We start from the raw sequence: 25,795 nt of genomic DNA, 5'->3' as shown, positions 1-25,795 counted from the left end.
GACAATCAATGAAAAATTTACGGCTTCGGTTATCCTATTACTGGTATAAACTATTAATAAAACTTGGATTGAAAACAGATGAAATATACTATATCGGCGGAAGCGAAGCGTTGCCACCTCCTTTAACGAAAGAAGAGGAAGAAGTACTCCTAAACAAACTTCCCAATGGGGACAAAGCTGCGAGGTCTATCCTGATCGAGAGAAATCTGCGGCTGGTTGTTTACATTGCCAGGAAATTTGAAAACACTGGCATTAACATTGAAGATTTAATCAGTATTGGAACGATTGGTCTAATTAAAGCAGTCAACACCTTCAATCCTGAAAAGAAAATCAAACTCGCTACGTATGCATCTAGATGCATAGAGAATGAAATATTGATGTATCTGCGCAGGAACAATAAACTGCGTTCAGAAGTGTCTTTTGATGAGCCATTGAATATTGACTGGGATGGGAACGAACTTCTTCTTTCAGATGTTCTCGGAACAGATGATGATATCATCACGAAGGACTTAGAATCGAATGTTGATAAAAAATTGCTTGTAAAAGCACTCCAGCAGCTGTCAGACCGAGAAAAACAAATCATGGAATTGCGGTTCGGACTTGGAAGCGGCGAAGAAAAGACGCAAAAAGATGTAGCTGATATGCTGGGCATCTCCCAGTCTTACATTTCACGCCTGGAAAAAAGAATCATTAAGCGTCTTCGAAAAGAATTCAATAAGATGGTATAGCAATATAGGGTTTTTCATTCGACGTAAAAAAATTTTTTTCTTGCTTAACATTGATAATCTGCGGTTTTTCTGGTGGTTTCTTCCTTTTGACTGCCAGGCACCCGGTAAATAGTGCATATTTTTCCTTCCTGCGGAGATACTGAATTTTGACAGCAGCTCCTGTGAGGAGGGAAAAGATTGACACGAAACAAAGTTGAAATTTGCGGTGTTGATACATCAAAGCTTCCCGTTCTAAAAAACGAGGAAATGAGAAAACTGTTTAGAGAAATGCAAAGCGGTGACATCACAGCTAGAGAAAAACTTGTGAATGGGAACCTAAGGCTTGTTTTAAGTGTAATCCAGCGTTTTAACAACCGGGGCGAGTTTGTCGACGATCTGTTTCAGGTCGGATGTATAGGCCTTATGAAATCCATTGATAATTTTGATTTGGGACAGAATGTAAAGTTTTCAACATATGCCGTCCCGATGATAATAGGCGAAATCAGAAGGTATTTAAGAGATAATAACCCAATCAGAGTATCACGCTCGTTAAGGGATATAGCCTATAAAGCTTTGCAGGTAAGGGAAAGGCTGATGAGTGAGGCATCAAGGGAGCCAACTGCTGAAGAAATCGCAAAAGTTCTTGAGGTTCCCCATGAAGAAATTGTTTTTGCGTTAGATGCAATCCAAGATCCTGTTTCTCTTTTTGAACCAATCTATAACGATGGTGGAGATCCAATTTTTGTGATGGACCAGTTAAGCGATGAGCGGAACAAGGATACCCATTGGATTGAAGAAATAGCGCTAAAAGAAGGAATGAGACGCCTGAACGAAAGGGAAAAACTAATTTTAAGGAAAAGGTTTTTCCAGGGGAAAACGCAAATGGAGGTTGCTGATGAAATCGGCATCTCACAGGCCCAGGTTTCCCGGCTTGAGAAGGCGGCAATTAAACAAATGAATAAAAATATCCAAAGCTAAAGCTGCCTCCCCGGCAGCTTTTTATTTTGCCTGCGCTTCCCCCGTAAATCATACATCCTATTTCTCCTCATATATTTTATATAGGCTCAATTTTTAAAATGAAGGATGAAGAAGATGGATTGTAAAATCGATGGCGGCGATACTTTCATTTTGATAAATGTTATTTTCTAAAAGGTTGCTGTTTTAAATGGATTGTTTGAAAGCAAAACATTGATAAATAAGTTGGTTGGATCGGATATGGGAGACTCCTGCGGGAGCGGCGGGACAGGTGAGACCCACAGGCGCTATAGCGCCGACGAGGCTCACCGCCCGCCCCGTGGAAAGCGAGCATCCTGGAGTGGAAATTAACTTATTTAAAGCAACAAAGTAAACGAAAACAGACATGAATGTTAAGACGAAATCCGGGGGGATCTGAATGGTTAAGGTAACTGAATTCCAGGTGAAAGATGTCGTTAATGTTTCTGATGGAAAAAGACTTGGGAATATTGAGGATTTCGAAATCAATTTAAATACAGGGAAAATTGAAGCAGTGGTCATTGGAAGTTCTGGTAAAGTCCTAGGTTTTTTTGGTAAAGAAGATGAGGTCATCATTCCGTGGAAGAACATTCTTAAAATCGGAGAAGACGTTATACTTGTCCGCTACAGGGACAGCGGAGAATACATTGAACATGATGGAGGGGGACAATAGCCGTATCACTGTTGTGTTACAGCCTTGTTATGATAAACTAGACAAAAACAGCGAGAGGTATGAAAAAATGGAACCATTCATCTTAACCAATAAAGAATACTTTTCCATTAAAGAGTGGATGGACCGTTATCCCGGCCTTGAAGTTGGTTTTACGACGAAAAATGGCGGTGTCAGTGAGCAGGCTTTCTCTGGATTGAACTTTGGGTTTCATGTTGGAGATCAGAAGGATGCTGTATGTCAGAACCGCCTCCTGCTGGCGAATAAGATTTACTTTCCACTTGAAAGCTGGGTTGGCGCGGAGCAAACCCATGAAATTCACATCGAAAAAATCTCCAAAAACGATCAAGGAAGAGGCTCTGATGACTATGCTACCTCTTTTTCTGGAACAGATGGTTTTTTAACAAATGAGGCAGGTATTTTGCTTACACTTTGCTATGCTGACTGTGTCCCGCTTTATTTTATCGAGCCGGATAAGAGACTGATTGGTGTGGCCCATGCTGGCTGGAAAGGCACGGTCAACGGTATTGGAGCTGAGATGATTAGCAAATTTCAGCAAAATGGGGCAAATTTAGAAAAAATTTCTGCAGTAATTGGCCCATCAATATGCAAAAAATGTTATATTGTTGATGAGAGAGTGATTCTTTTAGTAAAAAATGTACTAGAAGGTGTCGAAAATTTACCATATAATCAAGTAAGTGAAGGGCAATATTCTCTCGACCTAAAGGAAGTCAACCGGCAGATCCTATTAAAAGCCGGCGTAAAAAGTGAAAATTTATTTGTCACCGATTATTGCACAAGCTGCCACAGTGAGCATTTTTATTCTCACAGGCGGGATAAGGGCAATGCGGGCAGAATGATTGCCTACATAGGGTGGAAGGAGGATAGCCGTCCATAAATGAAAGTATCTAAAAATCTGGAGGTTATCCAGAGTCAAATAGCAGAAGCCTGTCAAAAGGCCAATCGCAGTCCGGAAGATGTGAAGTTAATCGCGGTCACTAAATACGTATCGGCGGAACGGGCTCAGGAAGCCATTGAAGCTGGTGTTGTCAATTTAGGTGAAAACCGTGATGAGGGACTCCTTGAAAAGATTAGCCTTCTAAAGGACAAGCCCGTCTGGCATTTTATCGGTACGCTGCAGACCAGAAAAGTAAAGAATATTATTGAACATGTTACATATATCCACTCGCTTGACAGACAGTCGCTTGCAATGGAAATTGATAAGCGTGCTAGCGCTAAAATAAATTGCCTGATTCAGGTCAATGCATCTGGAGAGGAAAGCAAGCACGGATTAAAGCCTGAGGAGGTAGCGGGATTCATCTCTGAAATGAAAGATTACCCAAACATCATTGTTAGTGGATTAATGACAATGGCTCCTAATACAAAGGACGAGCTAGTTATCAGAGAGTGTTTTAAAACACTTAAAAAGCTTCAGGGAGAAATCCAGGGTCTAAACCTTGATTATGCTCCTTGCACTGAGCTGTCAATGGGAATGTCAAATGATTTTCAAATCGCAGTTGAAGAAGGTTCTACCATGGTCCGCATCGGCACTGCGCTGGTAGGTAACGAATCGGAGGTGCAATAATATGAGCTTAAAATCAAAAATTAAGACATTTTTTTTCCTGGAAGATGAATATGACTATAATGATGAGGAAATGCTCGAAGAGGAAGCTGAGCCATTTAAGCCAAGCAAGCAGCCGGCTCAGCAAAAGCAGAATGTTGTAAGCCTCCAGAGTGTACAAAAATCATCTAAAGTAATCCTGATGGAGCCTAGGATGTATGCAGAGGCTCAGGAAATCGCTGATCACCTGAAAAATCGCCGAGCCGTAGTTGTTAACCTTCAGCGGATTGACCACGATCAGGCTAAGCGGATTGTGGATTTCCTTAGCGGAACAGTCTATGCGATCAGCGGTGATATTCAGCGTATTGGCATGAATATCTTTTTATGTACCCCGGATAATGTGGAAGTGACAGGGAATATTTCTGAACTGATGCAGGAGCGGGATATTCAAGAGTCGAGGTGGTAGGAATAAATGGATGTAGTAGTTGGTATTGTAGCTCAATTAATAAGTCTTTACCAGTGGGCATTGATTATCTATATTTTCATGTCATGGTTCCCTAATGCAAGAGAGACTGCGATTGGCCAGTTTTTAGCCCGAATTTGTGAGCCATTTCTTGAGCCGTTTCGCAGGATTGTCCCTTCAATCGGGATGATCGATATTTCTCCGATTGTAGCATTCCTTGTTTTAAAGTTTGCAGTTTCTGGTTTATATCAGCTTGCAAATTGGTTTTAACAACTGGTTGTGATTGCGAATTTTTTTATAGTAACCATTATTACAGGGTCTGAATCAGACCCTGTTTATTTTCTATTAAGCTGTTTTTGATAACAATACGGGTGGCCAAAATTCATCAGTTATGTGACAGGAGCCATTGTAAGTGCAACTTTATGTTATTGATATAAAAGGAGATCGAAATGAATATATACCAGCATTTCCGTCCGGAAGAGCGGGAATTTATCGACCAGGTGATCAACTGGAAAGAATATGTGGAACAGAGTTATGCTCCTAAGCTGACCGATTTTTTAGATCCTAGGGAACAGCAGATCCTGGCTACAATAATCGGTAAGCATCCTGAGGTGAAATGGGAGCTTTTTGGCGGAGCGGCATGCGCGGAAAGAAAGCGGGCTTTACTTTTTCCAGAATATTTGGAAGTCCAGAGCGCGGATTTTCAAGTAAAGCTTTTTGGAATCGAATATGCAAAGAAATTCATAAACATAGAACATAGGCAGGTGCTTGGAAGCTTAATGTCTCTTGGCCTTAAGCGGGGGAAATTTGGCGATATCCTGATTGAAGGTGAAAATGTTCAATTTTTTGCCGCTACAGAAATAGCTGAATACATACGTCTGCAGCTTGAGTCGATTGGAAGGGCATCAATCAACCTGACTGAGCTTCCGCTCGAGCAGGCAGTGGCAATTGATGACGAATGGAATGAAATGAACGAAACAGTATCTTCCTTAAGGCTAGACACAGTCATGTCATCGCTCTTTAATCTTTCGAGGCAAAAATCCCAGATGCTGATCCAGCATGGCCATGTGAAAGTCAACTGGACGGCTATTGAAAACACGGCCTTTGAATGTGGTGAAGGCGACATCCTATCTGCGCGCGGATTTGGCCGTGCGAAAATTATCAGTATAGAAGGCAAAACGAAAAAAGATAAATATCGAGTTATTGCCGGAAGGAAAAAATAATTATATAGTAATAGAAGAAGGATATTTAGTTTTTTTGTCGAATCATAGCTTTAAGTACATATAGGATTATAACTTAATGGGAGGTGGCGTCATGCCTTTAACGCCGTTAGATATACACAACAAAGAATTCAACAAGGGTTTTCGCGGGTATGATGAAGATGAAGTAAATGAGTTTCTTGATCAGGTCATCAAGGACTATGAGCTAATTATCCGTGAGAAAAAAGAGCTTGAAGAAAGGCTCAACGAAATGAATTCCAGGCTTGGCCATTTTACGAATATTGAAGAAACCCTCAATAAATCAATCGTAATTGCCCAGGAAGCCGGAGAAGAAGTTCGCCGCAACGCGCAAAAAGAGGCAAAGCTGATCATTAAGGAAGCAGAAAAGAATGCTGACAGGATCATCAATGAATCACTATCCAAAGCACGTAAAATCGCCTTGGAAATTGAGGAATTGAAGAAGCAGTCAAAGGTATTCCGGACCAGGTTCAAGATGTTGATCGAAGCGCAGCTTGATATGCTGAACACAGATGACTGGGACCACTTGCTGGAATACGAACTTGATTCAACTGAATTAAAGACTGCACAGAGAGAAGAAGAAGATTCACTGGCTTGACGCAAGCGGGTCATTTCGCATATAATTTCATAACAAAGTGCAATACATGAAAGAAACGATGATAGGGACAGTATGGCTGTTCAAATGCTTGCTAAAAGCGAAATGGGGAAGGTGGAAGCCCATTGCGAGCGAGTAGCCTGAAAATCACCCTTTAGTTCCGAGCTGAACATTCGATTTGAATAAGTAAGCGCAGGCGTGACATTCGCGTTAAGAATGCTAAGAGGACAGAATGATTCATTCTTGTCTATTTAGGGTGGTACCGCGGGAATAAACCTTCTCGTCCCTTTTCAGGGATGAGGAGGTTTTTTTATTTTCCTTAAACATCGCTATCATGATTGCCAGGGTAAAGAATAGGGAGGATTAATTTAATGGAGTACAAAGATACTTTGCTTATGCCGAAGACCGAATTTCCAATGCGCGGAAACCTTCCGAACAGGGAACCGGAAATCCAGGCAAAATGGGAAGAAATGAATATTTACGAAAAAGTGCAGAAACACACCGCAGACCGTCCGCTGTTCATCCTGCATGATGGCCCTCCGTACGCAAACGGAGACATCCATATGGGCCATGCATTGAATAAAATTCTTAAAGATTTCATCGTACGTTACAAGTCAATGAGCGGTTTTTGTTCACCATATGTACCTGGATGGGATACACATGGTTTACCAATTGAACAGGCGCTTACCAACAAAGGTGTAAAGCGTAAAGAAATGACTGTCGCTGAATTCAGGAAGCTCTGTGAAGAGTATGCCTACCAGCAGGTCGACAACCAGCGCGAGCAATTTAAGCGCCTTGGTGTAAGGGGCGACTGGGAAAATCCATACATCACATTAAAGCCTGAATATGAAGCACAACAGATCAAGGTCTTCGGTGAGATGGCAAAAAAAGGCTATATCTATAAAGGCAAGAAACCTGTTTACTGGTCACCTTCTAGTGAATCTGCTTTGGCTGAAGCTGAAATCGAGTACCAGGATAAGCGTTCTGCATCCATCTATGTTGGCTTTAAAGTAAAGGATGGAAAGGGTGTTCTTGACCAGGAGACGGAAATTGTCATCTGGACAACAACACCATGGACAATTCCAGCAAACCTGGGAATTTCTGTCCACCCAGAACTTTCATACGTTGTAGTTGAAGCAAACGAAAGAAAGTTCCTTGTTGCTGAAGCATTGCTTGAAGCAGTTTCGAATGAAATAGGCTGGGAAAACCCAGTAATCGTTAAAAAGGTTGCCGGTAAAGAGCTTGAAGGCATTCTTGCAAGCCATCCTTTATATGATCGAGACTCACTCGTTATGCTTGGTGAGCACGTCACGACAGATGCTGGTACGGGATGCGTACACACTGCTCCAGGCCACGGGGAGGATGACTTCTATGTTGGTCAAAAGTATGGTCTAGAGGTTCTATGCCCTGTAGATGATAAGGGTGTTATGACTGCTGAAGCTGAAGGCTTCGAAGGATTATTTTATGATGAAGCGAACAAGCCAATCACAGAAAAGCTTGAAGAAGTTGGCGCGTTGCTAAAACTTTCTTTTATCAAACACTCTTATCCGCATGACTGGAGAACGAAAAAGCCAGTAATCTTCCGTGCGACAGCTCAGTGGTTCGCTTCCATCAAAGATTTCCGCAATGAACTGCTTCAGGCTGTTGAGGAAACGAAATGGGTTCCAGCATGGGGAGAGACAAGATTATTCAATATGGTCCGCGACCGCGGTGACTGGTGTATCTCAAGACAACGTGCATGGGGTGTACCAATTCCTGTTTTCTATGCAGAAAATGGTGAAGCGATCATCACGGACGAAACGATCGACCATGTCTCGAATCTTTTCCGTGAGCAAGGATCGAATATCTGGTTTGAAAAGGATGCAAAGGACCTCTTGCCTGCAGGATTCAGCCATCCTGGAAGCCCTAACGGAACTTTCACAAAGGAAACAGACATCATGGATGTTTGGTTTGATTCCGGTTCTTCACATCAGGCAGTGCTTTTAGAGCGAGATGACCTCCAGCGTCCGGCAGACCTTTATCTTGAAGGCTCTGACCAATATCGCGGCTGGTTTAATTCATCACTTTCCACAGCTGTAGCGGTAACTGGCAAGGCGCCATACAAGGGAGTCTTGAGCCATGGTTTTGCTCTTGATGGCGAAGGACGCAAAATGAGTAAATCCATCGGAAACGTCGTAGTGCCTGCAAAGGTCATGAACCAGCTTGGTGCAGATATTCTTCGCTTATGGGTTGCTTCTGTAGACTATCAGTCAGACGTTCGTGTATCTGATGCAATCCTTAAACAGGTTGCTGAAGTGTACAGAAAAATCCGGAATACTTTCAGATTCTTGCTTGGCAATTTGTCTGATTTCAACCCTGAAACAGATGCGGTTCCGTTTGAGCAGCTTCGCGAAGTGGACCAGTTTATGCTGGTTAAGCTTAATAAATTAATTAAATATGTACGGAATGCTTATGATAACTATGAGTTTGCAGGCGTTTACCATGCGGTGAACAATTTCTGTACACTAGACTTAAGTGCTTTCTATTTGGATTTCGCTAAGGATGTACTTTACATTGAAGCCGCTGATAACACTGAGCGACGCGCAATCCAGACTGTATTGCACGAGAGCTTGCTTGCACTGGTTAAGCTGACTGCACCAATTCTTTCGCATACAGCGGATGAGGTTTGGGCATTCATTCCTTCTGCCAAGGAAGAAAGCGTCCAACTGACCGATATGCCAGAATATAAAGAAATTCCGAATGCAGAGGCACTTGAAACAAAGTGGAATTCATTCATGAAGCTTCGTGATGATGTCCTCAAGGCACTTGAAGAAGCAAGGAATGAAAAAGTAATCGGCAAGTCATTGACAGCAAAGGTTTCTTTATATGTAAATGACAACACTAAAGAGCTTCTAGACTCCATTTCTGAAAATCTGAGCCAGCTATTCATCGTTTCAGGTTTTGAAGTGGCAGGCAGCTACGACCAAGCACCCGAGAACGCAATTAAGCTTGAAAATGCAGCTATCGCTGTAACTAAAGCTGAAGGTGAAACATGTGAAAGATGCTGGGTTGTCACTCCTGAAGTAGGCCAGGTTGAGGATCATCCAACACTATGCCCACGATGTGCAGCTGTAGTAAAAGAAAATTATTAGAATGACTAAAACTCCGGGCTTGCCCGGATTTTTTTTTTACGAATGTCTTTATTTCACGCGAATTGACACGCATGTGGATTAGGGTAAATAAAGAGGTCTTGCCATTGTCAGAAAGGCTTTGTTAGAGGTCAATGTTGATTTTTTTTTTGCCCCTGTTCTTTGGAGTGGAGGGCACTCGACTCCAGCGGGAAAGCGAGTGCCTGGAGCGGAAATCAACAGACAAGTTAAACAAAGCCGTCAGAAATGGTATCTCTAAATGAAAAAGGTAAATAAAAACTAAACCAACTCACAAAAAAAGGCATAAAACCCTAAGTCAAAACACTCGCCAATTTTTATAAAACCTTGAACAAACAAATATCTTCCACCTTCGGGAATTCCTGCAGTACATGTAAAAAGTTTTTCTGAGTCAGCATTATGCGTGGGGAAATAATAGCTGTAAACAGGAACGGGGGCAGATATATGGAAGGTAATCTTGATTACATTTACAATGAACTCCGTGAAACGAAAACAGAACTGTTAGCGTACCTGAATTCTGATAACACCAATGAAAGGATCTTGCAGTATATCAATGCTGAACTTGATGATATCGATTCGGCGCTCCAGAAAATTGAAAATGGTGAGTATGGAAAATGTGAGATATCCGGTGAGATTTTGCCACCAGAGATTTTGCAAAGTATACCAACAGCAAAATCTTCATATGAAATTGCCCAGTTGGAACAATATTGCCGCAAGCCGCTATATTCTTAAAAACATCCGCCTCCATATATGAGGATGGTTTCGTACTGTAGCTCTAATAAATGTGAATTTAGGATTAGTTAACACCCATAATCATGACCAGTCCTAGAGAATATCTGTCGTTTTTGTCTTATATGTGCTAAAATGCAAAGGTAAATGAATTGCTGTGAATGTGGAGGTTACCTTTGTGTTTTATTACATAATTGCACTTTTTGTTATTGTGCTTGACCAGCTGACAAAATGGATGATCGTTAAAAACATGGAACTTGGTGATAGCATCCAGGTTATTGAAAACTTTTTTTACATCACCTCTCACCGCAATCGTGGTGCAGCATGGGGAATCCTGCAGGGGCAAATGTGGTTTTTTTATGTTATAACCATCGTTGTAATTGTTGGCCTTGTCATTTATATTCAGAAAGCGGCTAAAGGAAAGATCTTGCTTGGTGTTTCGCTTGGCTTCATGCTGGGGGGAGCGATTGGGAACTTTCTAGACAGGCTGTTCCGAAAAGAAGTTGTTGATTTTATCAATACCTATATTTTCGGGTACGATTTCCCTATTTTCAATATAGCTGATTCTGCACTTGTTATTGGCGTAGGTTTGCTGATGATTGATATGATCAGGGAAGAGAGAGAGGCGAAAAGAAAAGCATATGGAGAAAATGGAACACATCATCAGTGATATCCAGGCTGGTGACAGAATAGATAAAGTTGTATCAACACTTGATCCTGAATGGTCAAGAAGCCAGGTGCAGCAATGGATCAAGGATGGCAATGTCCTTGTTAACGGTGCTCCGGTAAAAACAAATTATAAATGCAGCTTTGAAGACAGGCTTGTAATCAGCATTCCTGAACCAGAAGCGTTGGATGTCGTACCGGAAGAAATGAATCTAGAGATTTTTTATGAGGATCAAGATGTCCTTGTTGTGAACAAACCTAAGGGAATGGTCGTTCACCCTGCTCCAGGGCATTTGACAGGAACACTAGTTAACGGCCTGATGGCACACTGCAAGGATTTATCTGGGATTAATGGCGTCCTCCGTCCGGGTATTGTCCACAGAATTGATAAAGATACTTCAGGTTTGCTTATGGTTGCCAAAAATGATTTAGCTCATGAAAGCCTCGTGAACCAGCTTGTTGCCAAGACTGTAACCAGAAAATACAAGGCACTCGTACATGGTAACATACAGCATGATTTTGGCACGATCGACGCTCCGCTTGGACGGGATACGAAAGACCGCCAAAGTATGACGGTTGTTGATAATGGTAAGCATGCCGTTACTCATTTTAATGTACTTGAGCGTTTCAACGATTTCACGTTTGTGGAATGCCAGCTTGAGACTGGCCGTACGCACCAAATCCGCGTCCATATGAAATATATTGGATATCCGCTTGCTGGAGACCCAAAATACGGACCGAAAAAGACTCTTGATATCGGGGGACAGGCTCTTCATGCTGGACTCCTTGGCTTTAATCACCCAAGAACCGGTGAGTACATCGAATTTGAGGCCCCGCTGCCAGCTTATTTCGAAGAGCTTTTAAATGATATAAGAGAAAATCATTGACAAAGTTCTACAAGTATCTTAAGATGACTATAGTTTAATAAGTCCTTTAAAAGACAGTCCCGTGAGGCTGAGAAGGAAACGGATTTGCAACAGGCATCATTGTATGTTCTGCTGCATACTTACAACGTCGTTTACCCTCTTGCCTGTTCAGGCAGGAGGGTTTTTGGTTTTTAGATCCGTTTTCAATCGTAAAGAGAGAAGGAGTGAAAACAAATGACTGAAAAAGCAGTTGTGTTGGACAATCAGGGAATAAGAAGAGCACTAACGAGAATAGCCCATGAGATCATTGAAAGGAACAAGGGAATTGAAGATTGTGTCCTTGTTGGTATTCGCACTAGAGGGATTTATATTGCGAAAAGGCTGGCAGATAGAATCCGCGAGATTGAAGGAGCAGAAATGCCGGTCGGAGAACTGGACATCACGCTTTATCGCGATGACCTGACGAAAAAGACAAATGACCTTGAACCAGAAGTAAGAGGTTCTGACATCCCGGTTGAAATTGGGAATAAGAAGGTTATTCTTGTGGATGATGTACTGTATACAGGCAGGACAGTCCGCGCTGCAATGGATGCATTGATCGACATTGGCCGCCCTGCAACAATCCAGCTTGCGGTGCTTGTGGACCGAGGACATAGGGAACTGCCGATCAGAGCAGACTTTGTTGGAAAAAACATTCCGACTTCCAGCTCAGAAAAAATCGTTGTCGAACTGCTGGAAGTGGATGAAGAAGAACGCGTAAGCATTTACGAAAAATAAATAGTGCCCTTTTAATACAGTCCAGAGAGGCTGAAAAGGGGGAGCACAGGCTGTTAGCTTTGTGCGGGTTTCTTACCCATACCCTCTTTGCACCTTCTGGCAAAGAGGTTTTTTTGTTTGAAAAGTGTTTTAAATGAGAGGGGAAATAACAATGAACAAACCAATACTCGATATCCAAGACAGACCAGCACCCATTCAATGGTTCACACTAAGCCTTCAGCACTTATTCGCCATGTTTGGCGCCACAATCCTTGTACCTTATCTAGTCGGTTTAAGCCCGGCAATCGCCTTGATTTCAAGCGGACTTGGAACAATCGCCTTCCTGATTATCACCAAGTTCCAAGTCCCAGCTTACCTTGGCTCTTCATTCGCTTTTATCGCGCCGATCATCGCAGCGAAAGCAAGTGGCGGACCAGGCTCGGCGATGGTTGGAACCTTCCTTGCGGGTCTTGTTTACGGAATCGTTGCCTTGATAATCAAAAAGGCAGGCTACCGCTGGATCATGCGATTACTGCCGCCAGTTGTAGTCGGTCCAGTCATCATCGTCATTGGCCTTGCACTAGCGGGTACAGCAGTAAACATGGCAATGAACGCTCCTGGAACAACAGAATACAGCCTGCTTCATTTTTCAGCTGCTCTTGTAACGCTTGCGGCAACCATCATATTCTCAATATACGCAAAAGGAATGCTGAGCATGGTTCCAATCCTTGCAGGGATCATCGTTGGTTATGTCTACTCACTAGCAATTGGTATCGTAGATTTCTCAATCGTACAAAAAGCTGGCTGGTTTGAAATGCCTGACTTCATCTTCCCGTTTGTAGATTACAAAGTAAGCATCAACCTGGATATCATCCTCCTGATGGTACCTGTAGCAATCGTAACTTTATCTGAACACATTGGCCACCAGCTTGTCCTAAGCAAGGTAGTCGGCCGTGACTATATCAAAGAACCAGGCCTGCACCGCTCCATTCTTGGAGACGGAATGGCGACAATGATCTCAGGATTGATCGGCGGACCGCCAAAAACAACATATGGTGAAAATATCGGTGTGCTGGCAATCACAAGAGTGTACAGTGTCTATGTGCTGCTAGGAGCAGCGATTATCGCAACTGTTTTCGGATTCATCGGTAAAATTACGGCTCTAATCAGCTCAATCCCGACACCAGTGATGGGTGGCGTATCCATCCTGCTTTTCGGAATCATCGCTTCATCTGGACTAAGGATGCTGGTCGACAGCAAAATTGATTTTGGAAATACGAGAAACTTGATCATCTCTTCCGTCATTCTTGTTATCGGAATCGGCGGAGCATTCATAAAGGTATCAGAGCAATTCCAAATCCAGGGTATGGCGCTGGCAGCGATCATTGGAGTAGTGTTGAACATCATCCTGCCAGGCCGCCCGGAAATTGAAGAAGATATGTTTGAAATTGAAGCGGAAAAAAAAACTGAGAAAAAGAACGATGTAGCATAGTATCGCCTTTTAAAAAAGTCCAGAGAGGCTTAGAAGGGTGTTATGAGCGAACCGGCTTATTCGACTACACATAAAACCAATTCTAACTGGTTTTATGCCGGCAAGTTCATGCAAAACACCCTGTCTAAATGACAGGGTGTTTTTTTATGGGAGTTAATGCTGAACGGGAGGATTTTAAAAATGAAAAAAGACCTGCTAACCACCTCACAGTTGAGTACAAAAGAGATCCAGGACATCTTAATGTCAGCGAGTGAATTTTCAAAGGGGCGAGCATGGCAGCCAAGAGAGAAAACATTTATCAGCAATTTGTTTTTCGAGCCAAGCACGAGGACAAAATCGAGCTTCGAAATGGCAGAACGGAAGCTTGGTCTAGAAGTGATACCATTTGAGGTTCAAACGTCAAGTGTCCTTAAGGGTGAAACACTATATGACACGGTCCGGACGCTCGAAGCAATTGGCCTGGATGCCCTGGTTATCAGGCATAGCGCAGACAATTATTTCAATGAGCTGGAAAAGGGCATCTCCATTTCAATAATTAATGCCGGGGACGGAAGAGGGCATCATCCAACCCAATCATTGCTTGATTTAATGACGATCCAGCAGGAGTTTGGAAAGTTCACGGGCCTTAAGGTGGCGATTATCGGCGATATTCTTCACAGCCGTGTCGCAAGGTCAAATGCTGATGCGCTTGTAAGACTGGGGGCCAAAGTGATTTTTTCAGGACCGGAAGAATGGGTAGGAAGAGAGCTTCCTGCTGGCTGCAGTTATATGGAGACAGATGAGGCAATCCAGAAAGCAGACGCAGTAATGCTTCTTCGCGTCCAGCATGAACGACATGATGGCATGGTTCTTTTTGAAAAAGAAGCTTACCATAAAAGGTTCGGTTTAACGATTGAAAGAGAAAAACAGATGAAGCCTGAAAGCATCATCCTTCATCCAGCTCCAGTCAATCGCGGAGTAGAAATCGCTGATGAATTGGTTGAAAGCAAAAAATCAAGGATTTTTAAGCAAATGGAAAATGGTGTCTATGTAAGAATGGCTGTCTTAAAACGAGCACTCGAAAATAGGAACGGGGGAAACGTACATGTCGATGTTAATCAAAAATGGCAAATTGCTTACTGAAACCGGATTTGAAGCAATAGATATCTTAATAAAGGACGGGAAAATAGCACATATAGGTGTTAACCTGACAACCAATGCCAACCAGATTATCAATGCTGAAGGAAAGCTCATAGCACCAGGATTTGTCGATCTTCACGTCCATTTGAGAGAGCCGGGCGGCGAAAAGAAAGAAACAATCGCTACAGGTACGCTTTCTGCTGCAAAAGGTGGGTTCACCACTTTGGCTGCAATGCCAAACACAAGGCCCGTTCCCGATTCAAAAGCCCAGCTGGAGTGGCTGCAGGAAAAAATCAAGGAAACAGCTTCAGTCAGAGTCCTGCCATATGCATCGATTACGGTAAGAGAACTGGGACAGGAACTTACTAACTTTGCTGAATTGAAGGCCGCGGGTGCATTCGCCTTAACGGATGATGGAGTAGGAGTGCAGTCAGCAGGAATGATGCTGGAGGCAATGAAAAAGGCAGCGAAGCTGGACATGGCAATCGTTGCGCACTGTGAAGACAATACATTAATAAACAAAGGCTCGCTCCACGAAGGGAAGAAATCTGCAGAGCTTGGAATCAACGGAATTCCTTCGGTTTGTGAGTCTGTACATATCGCAAGGGATATCCTGCTTGCTGAAAAAGCAGGATGCCACTACCACGTATGCCATATTAGCACAAAGGAATCTGTCAGAGCAGTAAGAGATGCCAAGAGATATGGCATTAAAGTCACTGCGGAGGTCACGCCACATCATTTGCTTTTAAATGAGGAAGATATTACGGGTAACGACGCTAATTTTAAAATGAATCCTCCTTTGAGAAGCAAGGCGGACCATGAAGCATTAATTGAAGGCTTACTCGATGGCACGATTGATTTTATCGCCACTGACCATGCACCGCATACGAGCGAGGAGAAAGCAGAAGGCATGGAGCTGGCACCGTTCGGAATCGTCGGACTGGAAACAGCATTCCCGCTCTTGTATACACACTTAGTGGAAACAAAGATCATTACATTAAAACAGCTAATCGACTTTTTGACGGTAAAACCTGCAGCTGCTTTCGGGCTGCCTTACGGTGAAATAAAGGTCGGGGCTGCTGCGGACTTAGTATTGATTGACCTTGAAGAAACAAGAGAAATCAATCCAGATGAATTTTTATCAAAAGGAAAAAACACACCATTTGCTGGCTGGAGCTGTAAGGGATGGCCAACTTTAACGATTGCCGAAGGAAAAATAGTCTGGGATAAAGGATGTGTGACAGCATGAAGAAACAGCTGATATTAGAGGATGGCACGATATTTATTGGAGAAGGATTCGGGAGTGAAGCATCGACTGCAGGCGAGGTTGTTTTTAACACTGGCATGACTGGTTATCAGGAAATCCTGTCAGATCCATCTTACTGCGGACAGATTGTTACCCTTACGTACCCGTTGATTGGAAATTACGGAATTAACCGTGACGACTTTGAGTCGATCAGTCCGGCTGTCCACGGACTCGTAGTAAAAGAAAATGCTGAATTCCCTTCAAACTGGAGATCCGAATTGCCGCTCGATACGTACCTGAAAATGAAAAATATCCCTGGAATCGCAGGTATAGATACAAGGAAACTGACAAAAATCATCCGTCAGCACGGTACATTAAAGGGTACGATTTGTGGAATAGAAGAAAATCGTGAAGAAATTATTGCATCACTAAGAGGCAAGACACTTCCAAACGATCAAGTAAAGCAAGTATCAACAAAAACTCCATATCCAAGCCCAGGCCGCGGGCACCGAATTGTCCTGGTTGACTTCGGCCTGAAGCACGGCATTTTAAGAGAATTGAATGATCGGAATTGTGATGTGATTGTCGTTCCGTACAATACAACCGCTGAGGAAATTCTTAGTCTAAGTCCGGATGGCATCATGCTCTCTAATGGACCTGGGGATCCCAAGGATGTTCCAGAAGCAATCGAAATGATCAAGGGCTTGATTGGCAGAGTACCGCTGTTCGGAATATGCCTGGGTCATCAGCTATTCGCGCTGGCATGCGGAGCTGACACGGAAAAAATGAAATTCGGTCATCGCGGATCAAACCACCCAGTCAAAGATTTAAGTACCGGAAAAGTTGCCCTGACATCACAGAACCATGGCTATACCGTTAAAGAAGATTCAATTTTAGGGACAGAGCTTAAAGTGACACATATTGCCCTGAATGATGGAACGATAGAAGGCCTAACGCATAAAAATGCTGCGGCATTTACGGTTCAGTACCATCCAGAAGCATCCCCAGGACCGGAAGATGCAAACGGATTATTCAATCAATTTTTAGACATCGTAGAAGCAGAGAAAAGGGAGGCTGTCGCAAATGCCAAAGCGTAAAGATGTAAACAGTATTTTAGTAATCGGGTCAGGACCAATCATCATCGGTCAGGCTGCAGAATTTGATTATGCAGGAACTCAGGCGTGCATCGCTTTGAGAGAAGAAGGATATAAGGTCATCCTCGTCAATTCCAATCCAGCGACAATTATGACTGATACTGAGATTGCCGATGTTGTATACATCGAGCCGCTTACTCTCGAGTTTGTGTCGAGAATCATCCGCAAGGAACGCCCTGATGCCATCCTGCCAACATTGGGTGGGCAGACTGGACTGAATCTGGCGGTTGAACTGGCAAAGGCAGGAGTGCTTGAAGAATGCGGTGTTGAAATACTTGGTACAAAGCTTGAAGCGATCAACCAGGCCGAGGACAGAGAGCTATTCAGAAACCTGATGAATGAGTTAGGCCAGCCTGTCCCTGACAGTGACATCATCCATAACCTTGAAGAGGCATATGCTTTTGTAGAAAAAATCGGATATCCGGTCATTGTCCGCCCTGCGTTCACTATGGGCGGAACTGGCGGTGGAATCTGCAGCAACGAAAAAGAATTGATTGAAATTGTCACTAGCGGTATTAAGAACAGTCCAGTAGGTCAATGTTTATTAGAAAAAAGCATTGCCGGATTCAAGGAAATTGAGTATGAAGTGATGCGCGACAGCAATGACAATGCCATTGTTGTCTGCAATATGGAGAACTTTGACCCTGTCGGAGTCCATACAGGAGACTCCATTGTCGTTGCGCCGAGCCAAACGTTAAGTGACCGGGAATACCAGCTGCTGCGTAATGCGAGCCTGAAAATCATTAGGGCCCTCAAAATTGAGGGGGGCTGTAACGTCCAGCTGGCACTCGACCCAGACAGCTTCAATTATTATGTCATTGAAGTGAATCCGCGCGTCAGCCGGTCATCAGCACTTGCATCAAAAGCAACTGGCTATCCAATCGCAAAGCTTGCGGCAAAAATCGCGGTAGGGTTGACACTGGATGAAATGCTGAACCCGGTTACAGGTAAAACCTACGCTTGCTTTGAGCCGGCGCTTGACTATGTGGTCACAAAAATCCCGCGCTGGCCATTTGATAAATTCGAGTCTGCCAATCGTACACTAGGTACGCAGATGAAAGCCACTGGGGAAGTTATGGCGATCGGCCGTAATTTCGAAGAATCCCTTTTAAAGGCAATTCGATCCCTCGAAGCGGATGTCACCCATCTTTCTTTGAAAAATAGCAGCGACATTAATGATGAACTGCTGGAAAAAAGAATCCGCAAAGCTGGGGATGAAAGATTATTTTACCTTGCAGAGGCAATCAGAAGAGGAATATCGATTGAAACCTTGCACAGCTGGAGCAAAATTGACCTGTTCTTCCTTCATAAATTAGAAAGATTAATAGCTTTTGAGCAGGTAATTACTCAAAATCGGTTCAATCTTGAGTCAGCCAGAACAGCAAAACAGAAAGGTTTTTCAGATAAAGTTATCTCCCAGCTTTGGGAAGTAGACGAAAAAGAAGTTTATCAGTGGCGTTTGGAGAATGAACTGATTCCTGTCTTTAAAATGGTAGATACTTGTGCTGCGGAATTCGAGTCTGAAACACCATATTTTTATAGCACATACGAGGAAGAAAATGAGTCTTCAGTGACCGACAAACCTAGCGTAATTGTTCTTGGGTCTGGCCCGATTCGCATTGGCCAGGGCATCGAGTTCGACTATGCGACTGTCCATTCTGTAAAAGCTATTAAGGAAGCCGGCTACGAAGCGATCATTGTAAATAACAATCCGGAAACAGTATCCACTGATTTCAGCATCTCGGATAAATTGTATTTCGAACCGCTGACAATCGAGGATGTTATGAATATCATCAACCTGGAAAATCCAATCGGGGCGGTTGTCCAATTTGGCGGGCAAACAGCTATCAATCTAGCTTCAAAGCTTGTAGAGCGAGGCGTAAAGATACTTGGAACGAGCCTTGAGGATCTTGATCGTGCCGAGGACCGTGATAAATTTGAATATGCACTTGCAGACCTTAACATCCCTCTGCCAAAGGGGAAAACGGCAATGTCTGTTGAAGAAGCAGCGGAAATCGCTGCTGAAATTGGCTATCCGGTGCTTGTCCGCCCATCCTATGTGCTCGGCGGCAGAGCAATGGAAATTGTCTACAAAGGAGCAGAGCTGCTGCATTACATGAAGAACGCTGTAAAAATCAATCCGGAATATCCTGTATTGATCGACCGTTACCTGACAGGCAAAGAGGTAGAGGTGGATGCGATTTCTGATGGCGAAACAGTGCTGATCCCTGGAATCATGGAGCATATTGAGAGAGCCGGAGTCCATTCCGGGGATTCAATCGGTGTTTATCCTCCGCAAAGTCTAAGTGAGAGTGTGAAACAAAAGCTGGTTTCCTACACGATGGATCTTGCAAGGGGATTGAATATCGTCGGACTGTTGAATATACAGTATGTCATCAAAAATGAGGAAGTTTACGTATTAGAGGTAAACCCACGCTCAAGCCGCACGGTGCCATTCCTAAGCAAGATCACGAACGTGCCAATGGCAAAAATCGCAACAAAGGTCATACTTGGCCAAAAGCTAAAAGAGCAGGGATATGATTCAGGCCTAGTGCCGGAACAAGACGGAGTATTTGTTAAGGTGCCAGTGTTTTCTTTTGAAAAACTGCGCCGCGTTGATATTACGCTTGGACCTGAAATGAAATCGACTGGCGAAGTAATGGGTAAAGATACCACGCTTGAAAAAGCTCTTTATAAAGGAATGATTGCTGCCGGAATGAAAATTCAGGAATTCGGCACTGTCCTGTTGACCGTATCTGATAAGGATAAGGAGGAAGCCTTGTCTCTTGCCAGAAGATTTGCGAATATCGGCTATCAATTGATGGCGACAGAAGGAACGGCGAAATATCTGGAAAATGCAGGGGTACGTGTTAAAACGGTTGGCAAGATTGGTTCAGAAGGCCATAACCTATTAGATGTCATCCGCAGTGGGGAAGCGCAGTTTGTCATCAATACACTGACTAAAGGAAAACAACCTCAGAGGGATGGCTTCCGAATCCGCCGTGAGTCGGTAGAAAATGGTGTGCCATGCTTAACCTCACTTGATACAGCTGCAGCAATTCTCAAAGTCATTGAATCGATGACATTCTCAGCGGAAGCACTAGCGCCTATGAAGGCGGTTAAAGAAGGTGTCCTTTCATGATCACGCAAGAAAAGTGCATGGTTGTAAGTAACAGGCAAATTGCTGAAAGTATCTATGAACTAATTTTAAAAGGTGAGATTACTTCTGAGATGTCAGAGCCGGGACAATTTGTCCATGTGAAGGTGGCGGATGGGTTTGATCCGCTCCTTCGCAGGCCGATCAGCATTGCTGCAATCAATAAGGAAAGCAAATCATTCACAATCATATACCGCAAGCAGGGCAGGGGCACATCCCTGCTTGCTGAAAAAAGAGTTGGAGAAGAAGTTGATGTACTTGGACCATTAGGAAATGGATTCCCTGTAAATGAGGCGAGGTCGGGAGGCACTGCAGTCTTAGTTGGAGGAGGAGTTGGAGTACCTCCAATGTTCGAACTGGCTAAACAGCTTGCACAAAACGGTGTCTCGGTCATCAGTATCATAGGATTCCAGTCAGCAAGTAATGTTTTCTACGAAAAGCAATTAGCGAAATACGGGGAAGTTTATGTTGCGACAGTAGACGGGTCATATGGAAAGAAAGGTTATGTAACCGATATTCTTTCAGAAATCCATGCAGACATCGTGTTTGCCTGCGGCCCAACTCCGATGCTGAGGGCAATTGAGCCGGGAGTATATGCGCCTAAAACCTATCTATCTCTAGAAGAACGTATGGGCTGCGGAATTGGGGCATGCTTCGCTTGTGTCTGCCATACGAAAGAGGATCCACATGGCTTCTCGTATAAAAAAGTATGCAGCGATGGTCCGGTATTCGCGGCAGGGGAGGTTGTAATATGAGTTCACTATCCATTCAATTGCCGGGTTTGAATTTAAAAAATCCAATCATGCCTGCGTCAGGCTGCTTTGGTTTTGGCAAAGAATTCAGCCAGCTATATGACCTAAGCAAGCTTGGGGCAATCATGGTAAAAGCAACTACTCCAGAGCCGCGGTTTGGCAATCCAACACCAAGGGTAGCAGAAACTTCCGGTGGAATGCTGAATGCAATTGGCCTGCAAAACCCTGGTTTAGAAAAAGTTTTTAATGAAGAATTACCCTGGCTTGAGCAGTTTAATGTGCCAATTATCGCGAACATTGCTGGATCGACAGAAGATGATTATGTAGCTGTTGCTGAAAAACTTTCAAAGGCTCCAAATGTAAAAGCTCTTGAGTTGAATATTTCTTGTCCAAATGTGAAAACAGGCGGGATTGCATTTGGCACTGACCCGGAAATGGCCAAGGCACTCACCAAAAAAGTAAAGAACGTTTCAGAGGTCCCTGTGTATGTGAAGCTTTCGCCAAATGTCACAGATATCGTAAAAATTGCAAGAGCAGTAGAAGATGGCGGTGCTGACGGGCTAACAATGATTAACACATTGCTTGGTATGAGGATTGACTTGATGACAGGTCAGCCAATTCTAGCTAATAAGACCGGCGGGTTGTCAGGTCCTGCAGTAAAACCAGTGGCGATCAGGATGATTTACGAGGTAAGCCAGCATGTATCGATTCCAATTATCGGAATGGGAGGAATTCAGTCTGCAGAGGATGTAGTCGAATTTTTCCTGGCAGGGGCAAGTGCTGCAGCAGTAGGAACACAAAATTTCGTAGATCCGTTTATTTGCCCGAAAATCATTGATGAGTTGCCAGAAATCCTTACAAGGCTTGGGGTAGACCATATTTTAGAATTAATAGGGAGGAGCTGGAAAAAGAATGAAAGACTCGATTATTATCGCTCTTGATTTCCCAAATAAAACTGAGGTACTGGAGTTCCTTAAACCATTTGAAAACGAGCAGCTTTTTGTGAAGGTCGGAATGGAACTGTTCTACTCAGAAGGACCAGCGATCATTGAAGAATTGCAGTTGCGGAATCACAAGATATTCTTGGATTTAAAGCTTCACGACATACCTAACACTGTTAAAAGTGCGATGAAGGTAGTGGGGGGGCTTGGATGCGATTTAGTCAACGTGCATGCAGCAGGGGGCTCATCCATGATGGCTGCAGCAGTAGAAGGACTGGAAGCAGGTACTCCAGCCGGAAAAAAGCGGCCGTATTGTATTGCTGTCACCCAGCTCACTAGTACGTCAGAAGCTCAAGTGAGCCAAGAACAGCTGATTGGAGTGTCCTTGTTGGATTCGGTTATGAACTATGCCAAACTTGCTCAAAGTTCTGGACTTGATGGAGTGGTTTGTTCTCCGCATGAGGCGCAATTGATTCATTGCCGGTTAGGATCACAATTTTTGACGGTAACTCCTGGAATCCGTCCAGCAGACAGTCAGCTGCAGGACCAGAAGAGGGCCGCAACTCCAGAGTTTGCCAGAGAACAGGGAATATCGGCGATTGTCGTCGGCAGGCCAATCACAAGGTCTGCTAATCCTCTTGAAAGCTATTTGACTATCAAAAATGAATGGAAGGGTGTATATAAATGAAAAAAGAGATAGCAGGAGCATTGCTCGAAATTGAAGCCGTTAGCCTACAGCTTGAAGCTCCATTCACATGGTCGTCTGGCTTAAAGTCCCCAATCTATTGCGATAACCGTCTGACCCTTACATACCCAGATGTTCGAAGAAAAGTAGCTGAGGGATTAAAAAACCTAATAGTAGCGAATTTTCCAGGAGCAGAAGTAATCGCAGGAACTGCAACAGCGGGAATTCCACATGCAGCATGGGTCAGTGAACTCATGGACCTCCCAATGAGCTATGTACGTTCTAAAGCGAAAGGACATGGCAAGGGCAACCAGATAGAGGGCAGGGTCACTGCAGGACAGAAGGTTGTTGTTATCGAAGACTTGATCTCAACAGGCGGCAGCGTAATCGAAGCAGTTGAGGCTTTGCGTGAAGCAGGCTGTGAAGTGCTTGGAGTAGTATCCATCTTTACATATGAGCTTGAAAAAGGTGAGCAACAGTTAGAGTCAGCTGGTATAACAGCTTATTCCCTGACTGACTTTACTACTCTCTCAAACTTAGCCGAGGAAAAAGGGCTAATCTCAAAAGAGAATTTGGAAAGCCTGGCAGAGTGGCGAAAGAATCCTGCTGAGTGGGGCGCAGCGAGTAATAAACGATAAAAATGAGGAAATGCAGTCCAAAAAAGGGCTGCATTTTTATTTATTGTCTAATGGACCAGGAAATCACCGACCGGGTGATTTTGAAAGGCTGTTTTCTAAAAGATCGTTGTTTTTAAATGGATTGTTTAAATCAACTTATTAAAAGCAACTAAGAATACGAAAACAGACTTTTGAAAAAACACATTTATTCCGAAATTTTCACGTTTATTCCGAAAAAATAAGATTATATTCCGGAAAATACGATTATATTCCGAAAAAGAAAATAATATTCTGAAAAACCCAGAAATAATCCGAAATTCAATATTTAAAATGCCAAAAACCCGCCTGAACTTATTTCTAGGCGGGTTTTGCAAATATTACTGTTTTAATTTCAAAATCATATCTTCATCAGGTGTGACGTACACAGTCTGTTGCTGGTCATAAATCACAAATCCTGGCTTGGCACCAGCCGGTTTTTTTACATGGCGAACCTTTGTGAAGTCTACTGGCACAGAGCTTGAATTACGTGCTTTGCTAAAATAAGCGGCAATCTGTGCTGCTTCAAGAATGGTTTCTTCAGCAGGCTCCTTGCTGCGGATGACAACGTGCGATCCAGGGATATCTTTAGTATGGAGCCAAATATCATCTCGAGCAGCTGCTTTATTGGTTAAATAATCGTTTTGCTTATTATTTTTGCCGACAATAATTTCTGTTCCGTCTGAAGATTGATATTTCTCGAGCACTGGCTTTTGATTTAGCTTGTTTTTGTTTGATTTTTTCTGACGTGCCCGGATGTAACCGCCTTCGACAAGCTCTTCTCTTATTTCCTCGATATCCTTTGGTGATGCTGCTTCTACCTGCTGGAGAAGGGTATCGAAATAAGCGGCCTCCGCCTTTGCAAGCTCTATTTGCTCCATAACGATATTGACCGATTTTTTGGCCTTTTGATATTTAGTAAAATATTTTTGTGCGTTTTCAGAAGGTGTTTTCCTTGGCTCCAGTGGGATGGTAATGGAAGCCCCATCTTCATCATAATAATTCACCACTGAAATTTCCTTCATGCCTTTTTGAGCCATGAATATATTCGCAGTCAGCAGTTCACCATATAACTGAAATTGCTCAGCCTTCTTTGCATCCTCCAAAGTAGACTCAAGTTTTTTAATTTTCTTCTCGTTTTTCTCTTTTTCATTAATGATCAAACGTTCAAGATCATTCCCCTGCTGTTTTACCCGGTCACGTTCTGCCTTGCCAAAATAAAAGCGATCAAGAAGACTGCTTAACGAATCGTAAGTTTTTACTTCCCCTTTCAGATGTTCGAGGGGAAGGAGATAAAAAGCTTCCTTCGTATTTCCGTAAGTTATAGAAGGCTTGTAAATATGATTCTTTATATCATTCATAACATCGATAAACGTATTTGGAAGTGTCAACCGGTTTGCAAGGCCGGTCTTGAAGACTATCTCCCTAGCTAAAATAGGCGAGATTCCAGCAAAGCTCGAGACAAGCTGTTTATCAAGATTGCCTGAATTAAAATCAATCGATCTCAACACATTATCCACATTTGCTTCCAAAGGATTCAACTTATCCTGTTGAGGAGGCATGATATATTCCTGCCCAGGCATGATTGCGCGGTGTGTATTTAACGCAAAGGAAATATGCTTGATGCTATCGAGGATAACATTCCTGTTTTTATCAACAATGATTATATTGCTGTGGCGGCCCATGATTTCTACGATCAGCTGCTTGTAAGAAATGTCTCCGAGTTCATTTCTTCCTTTTACTTCAAAAATAATCATTCGGTCAAGACCGACCTGCTTAATATCTTCGATAATGGAGCCTTCGAGATGCTTCCGCAATAACATGCAGAACATTGGCGGCTCATTTGGATTGTCATATTGCTCATTTGTAAGCTGGACCCTTGCATAGCTCGGGTGCGCAGACAACAGCAATTTATGGTTCACTCCGTTCGCTCTGACAGCCATGATAATTTCATTTTTATAAGGCTGGTGGATTTTATTGATACGCCCTCCTTTTAGAAGGGAAGAAAGTTCATTCGTTATAGCTCTTGTAAACAATCCATCAAATGACATTGGCAATACATCCTTTTTGTATATGTCTGGCTCCATCACCGTTTCACAAAGTGGTTGAGCTTTTATTAATTTATCTTACCTACCATATTAGCATTTTTTAGGACAGGGCTGAATATGATTTCTGTATATGAGGACAAACAGGTTCTATTTTGAAG

Annotated in this window: 24 protein-coding genes and 1 other annotated feature; of the genes, 23 read left to right on the top strand and 1 reads right to left on the bottom strand. The window is 43.2% G+C overall.

Translation table 11 applies throughout. The features are described 5' to 3' along the window. Positions 1-8 precede the first annotated feature (8 nt). The 23 genes from sigE (at position 9) to pyrE (ending at position 23,574) form a co-directional block, all read left to right on the top strand. Positions 9-728: an RNA polymerase sporulation sigma factor SigE gene (sigE, locus tag V7654_RS00920; protein WP_207498508.1), complete on the top strand. Its 720-nt coding sequence runs from the start codon at positions 9-11 to the stop codon at positions 726-728. 177 nt (positions 729-905) lie between these two features. Beyond that, positions 906-1,685, top strand: a complete 780-nt coding sequence (gene sigG / locus V7654_RS00915; protein ID WP_335427762.1) for an RNA polymerase sporulation sigma factor SigG — start codon at positions 906-908, stop codon at positions 1,683-1,685. A 415-nt stretch (positions 1,686-2,100) separates the two neighbouring features. Further along, the gene (locus tag V7654_RS00910; RefSeq protein WP_207498506.1) at positions 2,101-2,373 is read left to right on the top strand and encodes a YlmC/YmxH family sporulation protein; all 273 of its coding nucleotides are present in this window, start codon (positions 2,101-2,103) and stop codon (positions 2,371-2,373) included. A 67-nt stretch (positions 2,374-2,440) separates the two neighbouring features. Beyond that, positions 2,441-3,268: a peptidoglycan editing factor PgeF gene (gene pgeF / locus V7654_RS00905; RefSeq protein ID WP_335427761.1), complete on the top strand. Its 828-nt coding sequence runs from the start codon at positions 2,441-2,443 to the stop codon at positions 3,266-3,268. Further along, positions 3,269-3,955, top strand: coding sequence for a YggS family pyridoxal phosphate-dependent enzyme (locus V7654_RS00900; RefSeq protein WP_335427760.1), 687 nt, complete (start codon positions 3,269-3,271; stop codon positions 3,953-3,955). A 1-nt stretch (position 3,956) separates the two neighbouring features. After that, positions 3,957-4,397, top strand: coding sequence for a cell division protein SepF (locus tag V7654_RS00895; protein WP_335427759.1), 441 nt, complete (start codon positions 3,957-3,959; stop codon positions 4,395-4,397). Positions 4,398-4,403: 6 nt separating this feature from the next. Next, positions 4,404-4,664, top strand: a complete 261-nt coding sequence (locus tag V7654_RS00890) for a YggT family protein (RefSeq protein ID WP_335427758.1) — start codon at positions 4,404-4,406, stop codon at positions 4,662-4,664. A gap of 179 nt (positions 4,665-4,843) precedes the next feature. Continuing rightward, positions 4,844-5,617 (top strand): RNA-binding protein, encoded by a 774-nt coding sequence (locus V7654_RS00885; protein ID WP_335427756.1) that lies wholly within the window; start codon positions 4,844-4,846, stop codon positions 5,615-5,617. Between the two features lie 91 nt (positions 5,618-5,708). Further along, positions 5,709-6,230, top strand: coding sequence for a DivIVA domain-containing protein (locus V7654_RS00880; protein WP_207498500.1), 522 nt, complete (start codon positions 5,709-5,711; stop codon positions 6,228-6,230). Positions 6,231-6,279: 49 nt separating this feature from the next. Next, positions 6,280-6,518, top strand: a binding site (T-box leader). 80 nt (positions 6,519-6,598) lie between these two features. Further along, entirely contained in the window at positions 6,599-9,358 is a 2,760-nt protein-coding gene (gene ileS, locus V7654_RS00875; protein ID WP_335427755.1) for an isoleucine--tRNA ligase, read from the top strand. A gap of 459 nt (positions 9,359-9,817) precedes the next feature. Further along, complete coding sequence (locus V7654_RS00870; RefSeq protein WP_335427753.1) at positions 9,818-10,105, top strand: TraR/DksA family transcriptional regulator; 288 nt, start codon at positions 9,818-9,820, stop codon at positions 10,103-10,105. Positions 10,106-10,280: 175 nt separating this feature from the next. Beyond that, positions 10,281-10,772 (top strand): signal peptidase II, encoded by a 492-nt coding sequence (gene lspA, locus V7654_RS00865; protein ID WP_335427751.1) that lies wholly within the window; start codon positions 10,281-10,283, stop codon positions 10,770-10,772. After that, positions 10,744-11,655 carry an RluA family pseudouridine synthase gene (locus tag V7654_RS00860; RefSeq protein WP_335427750.1) on the top strand — a complete coding sequence of 304 codons (912 nt, stop codon included), beginning with the start codon at positions 10,744-10,746 and terminating at the stop codon, positions 11,653-11,655. Before lspA ends, V7654_RS00860 begins: the two co-directional genes overlap by 29 nt. Before the next feature lie 213 nt (positions 11,656-11,868). After that, positions 11,869-12,411, top strand: a complete 543-nt coding sequence (gene pyrR, locus V7654_RS00855) for a bifunctional pyr operon transcriptional regulator/uracil phosphoribosyltransferase PyrR (protein ID WP_335427747.1) — start codon at positions 11,869-11,871, stop codon at positions 12,409-12,411. Between the two features lie 151 nt (positions 12,412-12,562). Beyond that, positions 12,563-13,882 carry a solute carrier family 23 protein gene (locus V7654_RS00850; RefSeq protein ID WP_335427746.1) on the top strand — a complete coding sequence of 440 codons (1,320 nt, stop codon included), beginning with the start codon at positions 12,563-12,565 and terminating at the stop codon, positions 13,880-13,882. Positions 13,883-14,062: 180 nt separating this feature from the next. After that, positions 14,063-15,004, top strand: coding sequence for an aspartate carbamoyltransferase catalytic subunit (locus V7654_RS00845; RefSeq protein ID WP_335427743.1), 942 nt, complete (start codon positions 14,063-14,065; stop codon positions 15,002-15,004). Beyond that, positions 14,967-16,250, top strand: coding sequence for a dihydroorotase (locus V7654_RS00840; RefSeq protein ID WP_335427741.1), 1,284 nt, complete (start codon positions 14,967-14,969; stop codon positions 16,248-16,250). The genes V7654_RS00845 and V7654_RS00840 overlap by 38 nt, the downstream gene beginning before the upstream one ends. Continuing rightward, a complete protein-coding gene (locus V7654_RS00835) occupies positions 16,247-17,344 on the top strand; it encodes a carbamoyl phosphate synthase small subunit (protein WP_335427739.1) in 1,098 nt (365 codons plus the stop codon). Before V7654_RS00840 ends, V7654_RS00835 begins: the two co-directional genes overlap by 4 nt. After that, a complete protein-coding gene (gene carB, locus V7654_RS00830) occupies positions 17,331-20,543 on the top strand; it encodes a carbamoyl-phosphate synthase large subunit (RefSeq protein ID WP_335427737.1) in 3,213 nt (1,070 codons plus the stop codon). The genes V7654_RS00835 and carB overlap by 14 nt, the downstream gene beginning before the upstream one ends. Beyond that, the gene (locus V7654_RS00825; RefSeq protein ID WP_335427736.1) at positions 20,540-21,313 is read left to right on the top strand and encodes a dihydroorotate dehydrogenase electron transfer subunit; all 774 of its coding nucleotides are present in this window, start codon (positions 20,540-20,542) and stop codon (positions 21,311-21,313) included. Before carB ends, V7654_RS00825 begins: the two co-directional genes overlap by 4 nt. After that, complete coding sequence (locus V7654_RS00820) at positions 21,310-22,251, top strand: dihydroorotate dehydrogenase (protein ID WP_335427734.1); 942 nt, start codon at positions 21,310-21,312, stop codon at positions 22,249-22,251. Before V7654_RS00825 ends, V7654_RS00820 begins: the two co-directional genes overlap by 4 nt. Continuing rightward, the gene (gene pyrF, locus V7654_RS00815) at positions 22,223-22,939 is read left to right on the top strand and encodes an orotidine-5'-phosphate decarboxylase (RefSeq protein WP_335427732.1); all 717 of its coding nucleotides are present in this window, start codon (positions 22,223-22,225) and stop codon (positions 22,937-22,939) included. The genes V7654_RS00820 and pyrF overlap by 29 nt, the downstream gene beginning before the upstream one ends. Continuing rightward, on the top strand, positions 22,936-23,574 hold the full coding sequence (gene pyrE, locus V7654_RS00810) for an orotate phosphoribosyltransferase (protein WP_335427729.1): 639 nt from the start codon (positions 22,936-22,938) through the stop codon (positions 23,572-23,574). The genes pyrF and pyrE overlap by 4 nt, the downstream gene beginning before the upstream one ends. Positions 23,575-23,930: 356 nt before the next feature. On the opposite strand, the gene V7654_RS00805 is transcribed toward pyrE, so the two are convergent. Continuing rightward, positions 23,931-25,640: an Rqc2 family fibronectin-binding protein gene (locus tag V7654_RS00805; protein WP_335427727.1), complete on the bottom strand. Its 1,710-nt coding sequence runs from the start codon at positions 25,638-25,640 to the stop codon at positions 23,931-23,933. Positions 25,641-25,795 lie beyond the last annotated feature (155 nt).

Origin of the sequence: Bacillus sp. JJ1609, from assembly GCF_036967045.1 — a bacterium.
Taxonomy (GTDB): domain Bacteria; phylum Bacillota; class Bacilli; order Bacillales; family Cytobacillaceae; genus Mesobacillus.
This window is presented reverse-complemented; position numbering and strand designations above follow the sequence as displayed.

Coding starts and splice junctions, on each gene's coding strand:
- sigE (WP_207498508.1), top strand. CDS start 9: ATGAAAAATTTACGGCTTCGGTTATCCTATTACTGGTATAAACTATTA.
- V7654_RS00910 (WP_207498506.1), top strand. CDS start 2,101: ATGGTTAAGGTAACTGAATTCCAGGTGAAAGATGTCGTTAATGTTTCT.
- pgeF (WP_335427761.1), top strand. CDS start 2,441: ATGGAACCATTCATCTTAACCAATAAAGAATACTTTTCCATTAAAGAG.
- V7654_RS00900 (WP_335427760.1), top strand. CDS start 3,269: ATGAAAGTATCTAAAAATCTGGAGGTTATCCAGAGTCAAATAGCAGAA.
- V7654_RS00895 (WP_335427759.1), top strand. CDS start 3,957: ATGAGCTTAAAATCAAAAATTAAGACATTTTTTTTCCTGGAAGATGAA.
- V7654_RS00890 (WP_335427758.1), top strand. CDS start 4,404: ATGGATGTAGTAGTTGGTATTGTAGCTCAATTAATAAGTCTTTACCAG.
- V7654_RS00885 (WP_335427756.1), top strand. CDS start 4,844: ATGAATATATACCAGCATTTCCGTCCGGAAGAGCGGGAATTTATCGAC.
- V7654_RS00880 (WP_207498500.1), top strand. CDS start 5,709: ATGCCTTTAACGCCGTTAGATATACACAACAAAGAATTCAACAAGGGT.
- ileS (WP_335427755.1), top strand. CDS start 6,599: ATGGAGTACAAAGATACTTTGCTTATGCCGAAGACCGAATTTCCAATG.
- V7654_RS00870 (WP_335427753.1), top strand. CDS start 9,818: ATGGAAGGTAATCTTGATTACATTTACAATGAACTCCGTGAAACGAAA.
- V7654_RS00860 (WP_335427750.1), top strand. CDS start 10,744: ATGGAGAAAATGGAACACATCATCAGTGATATCCAGGCTGGTGACAGA.
- pyrR (WP_335427747.1), top strand. CDS start 11,869: ATGACTGAAAAAGCAGTTGTGTTGGACAATCAGGGAATAAGAAGAGCA.
- V7654_RS00850 (WP_335427746.1), top strand. CDS start 12,563: ATGAACAAACCAATACTCGATATCCAAGACAGACCAGCACCCATTCAA.
- V7654_RS00845 (WP_335427743.1), top strand. CDS start 14,063: ATGAAAAAAGACCTGCTAACCACCTCACAGTTGAGTACAAAAGAGATC.
- V7654_RS00840 (WP_335427741.1), top strand. CDS start 14,967: ATGTCGATGTTAATCAAAAATGGCAAATTGCTTACTGAAACCGGATTT.
- V7654_RS00835 (WP_335427739.1), top strand. CDS start 16,247: ATGAAGAAACAGCTGATATTAGAGGATGGCACGATATTTATTGGAGAA.
- carB (WP_335427737.1), top strand. CDS start 17,331: ATGCCAAAGCGTAAAGATGTAAACAGTATTTTAGTAATCGGGTCAGGA.
- V7654_RS00825 (WP_335427736.1), top strand. CDS start 20,540: ATGATCACGCAAGAAAAGTGCATGGTTGTAAGTAACAGGCAAATTGCT.
- V7654_RS00820 (WP_335427734.1), top strand. CDS start 21,310: ATGAGTTCACTATCCATTCAATTGCCGGGTTTGAATTTAAAAAATCCA.
- pyrF (WP_335427732.1), top strand. CDS start 22,223: ATGAAAGACTCGATTATTATCGCTCTTGATTTCCCAAATAAAACTGAG.
- pyrE (WP_335427729.1), top strand. CDS start 22,936: ATGAAAAAAGAGATAGCAGGAGCATTGCTCGAAATTGAAGCCGTTAGC.
- V7654_RS00805 (WP_335427727.1), bottom strand. CDS start 25,640: ATGTCATTTGATGGATTGTTTACAAGAGCTATAACGAATGAACTTTCT.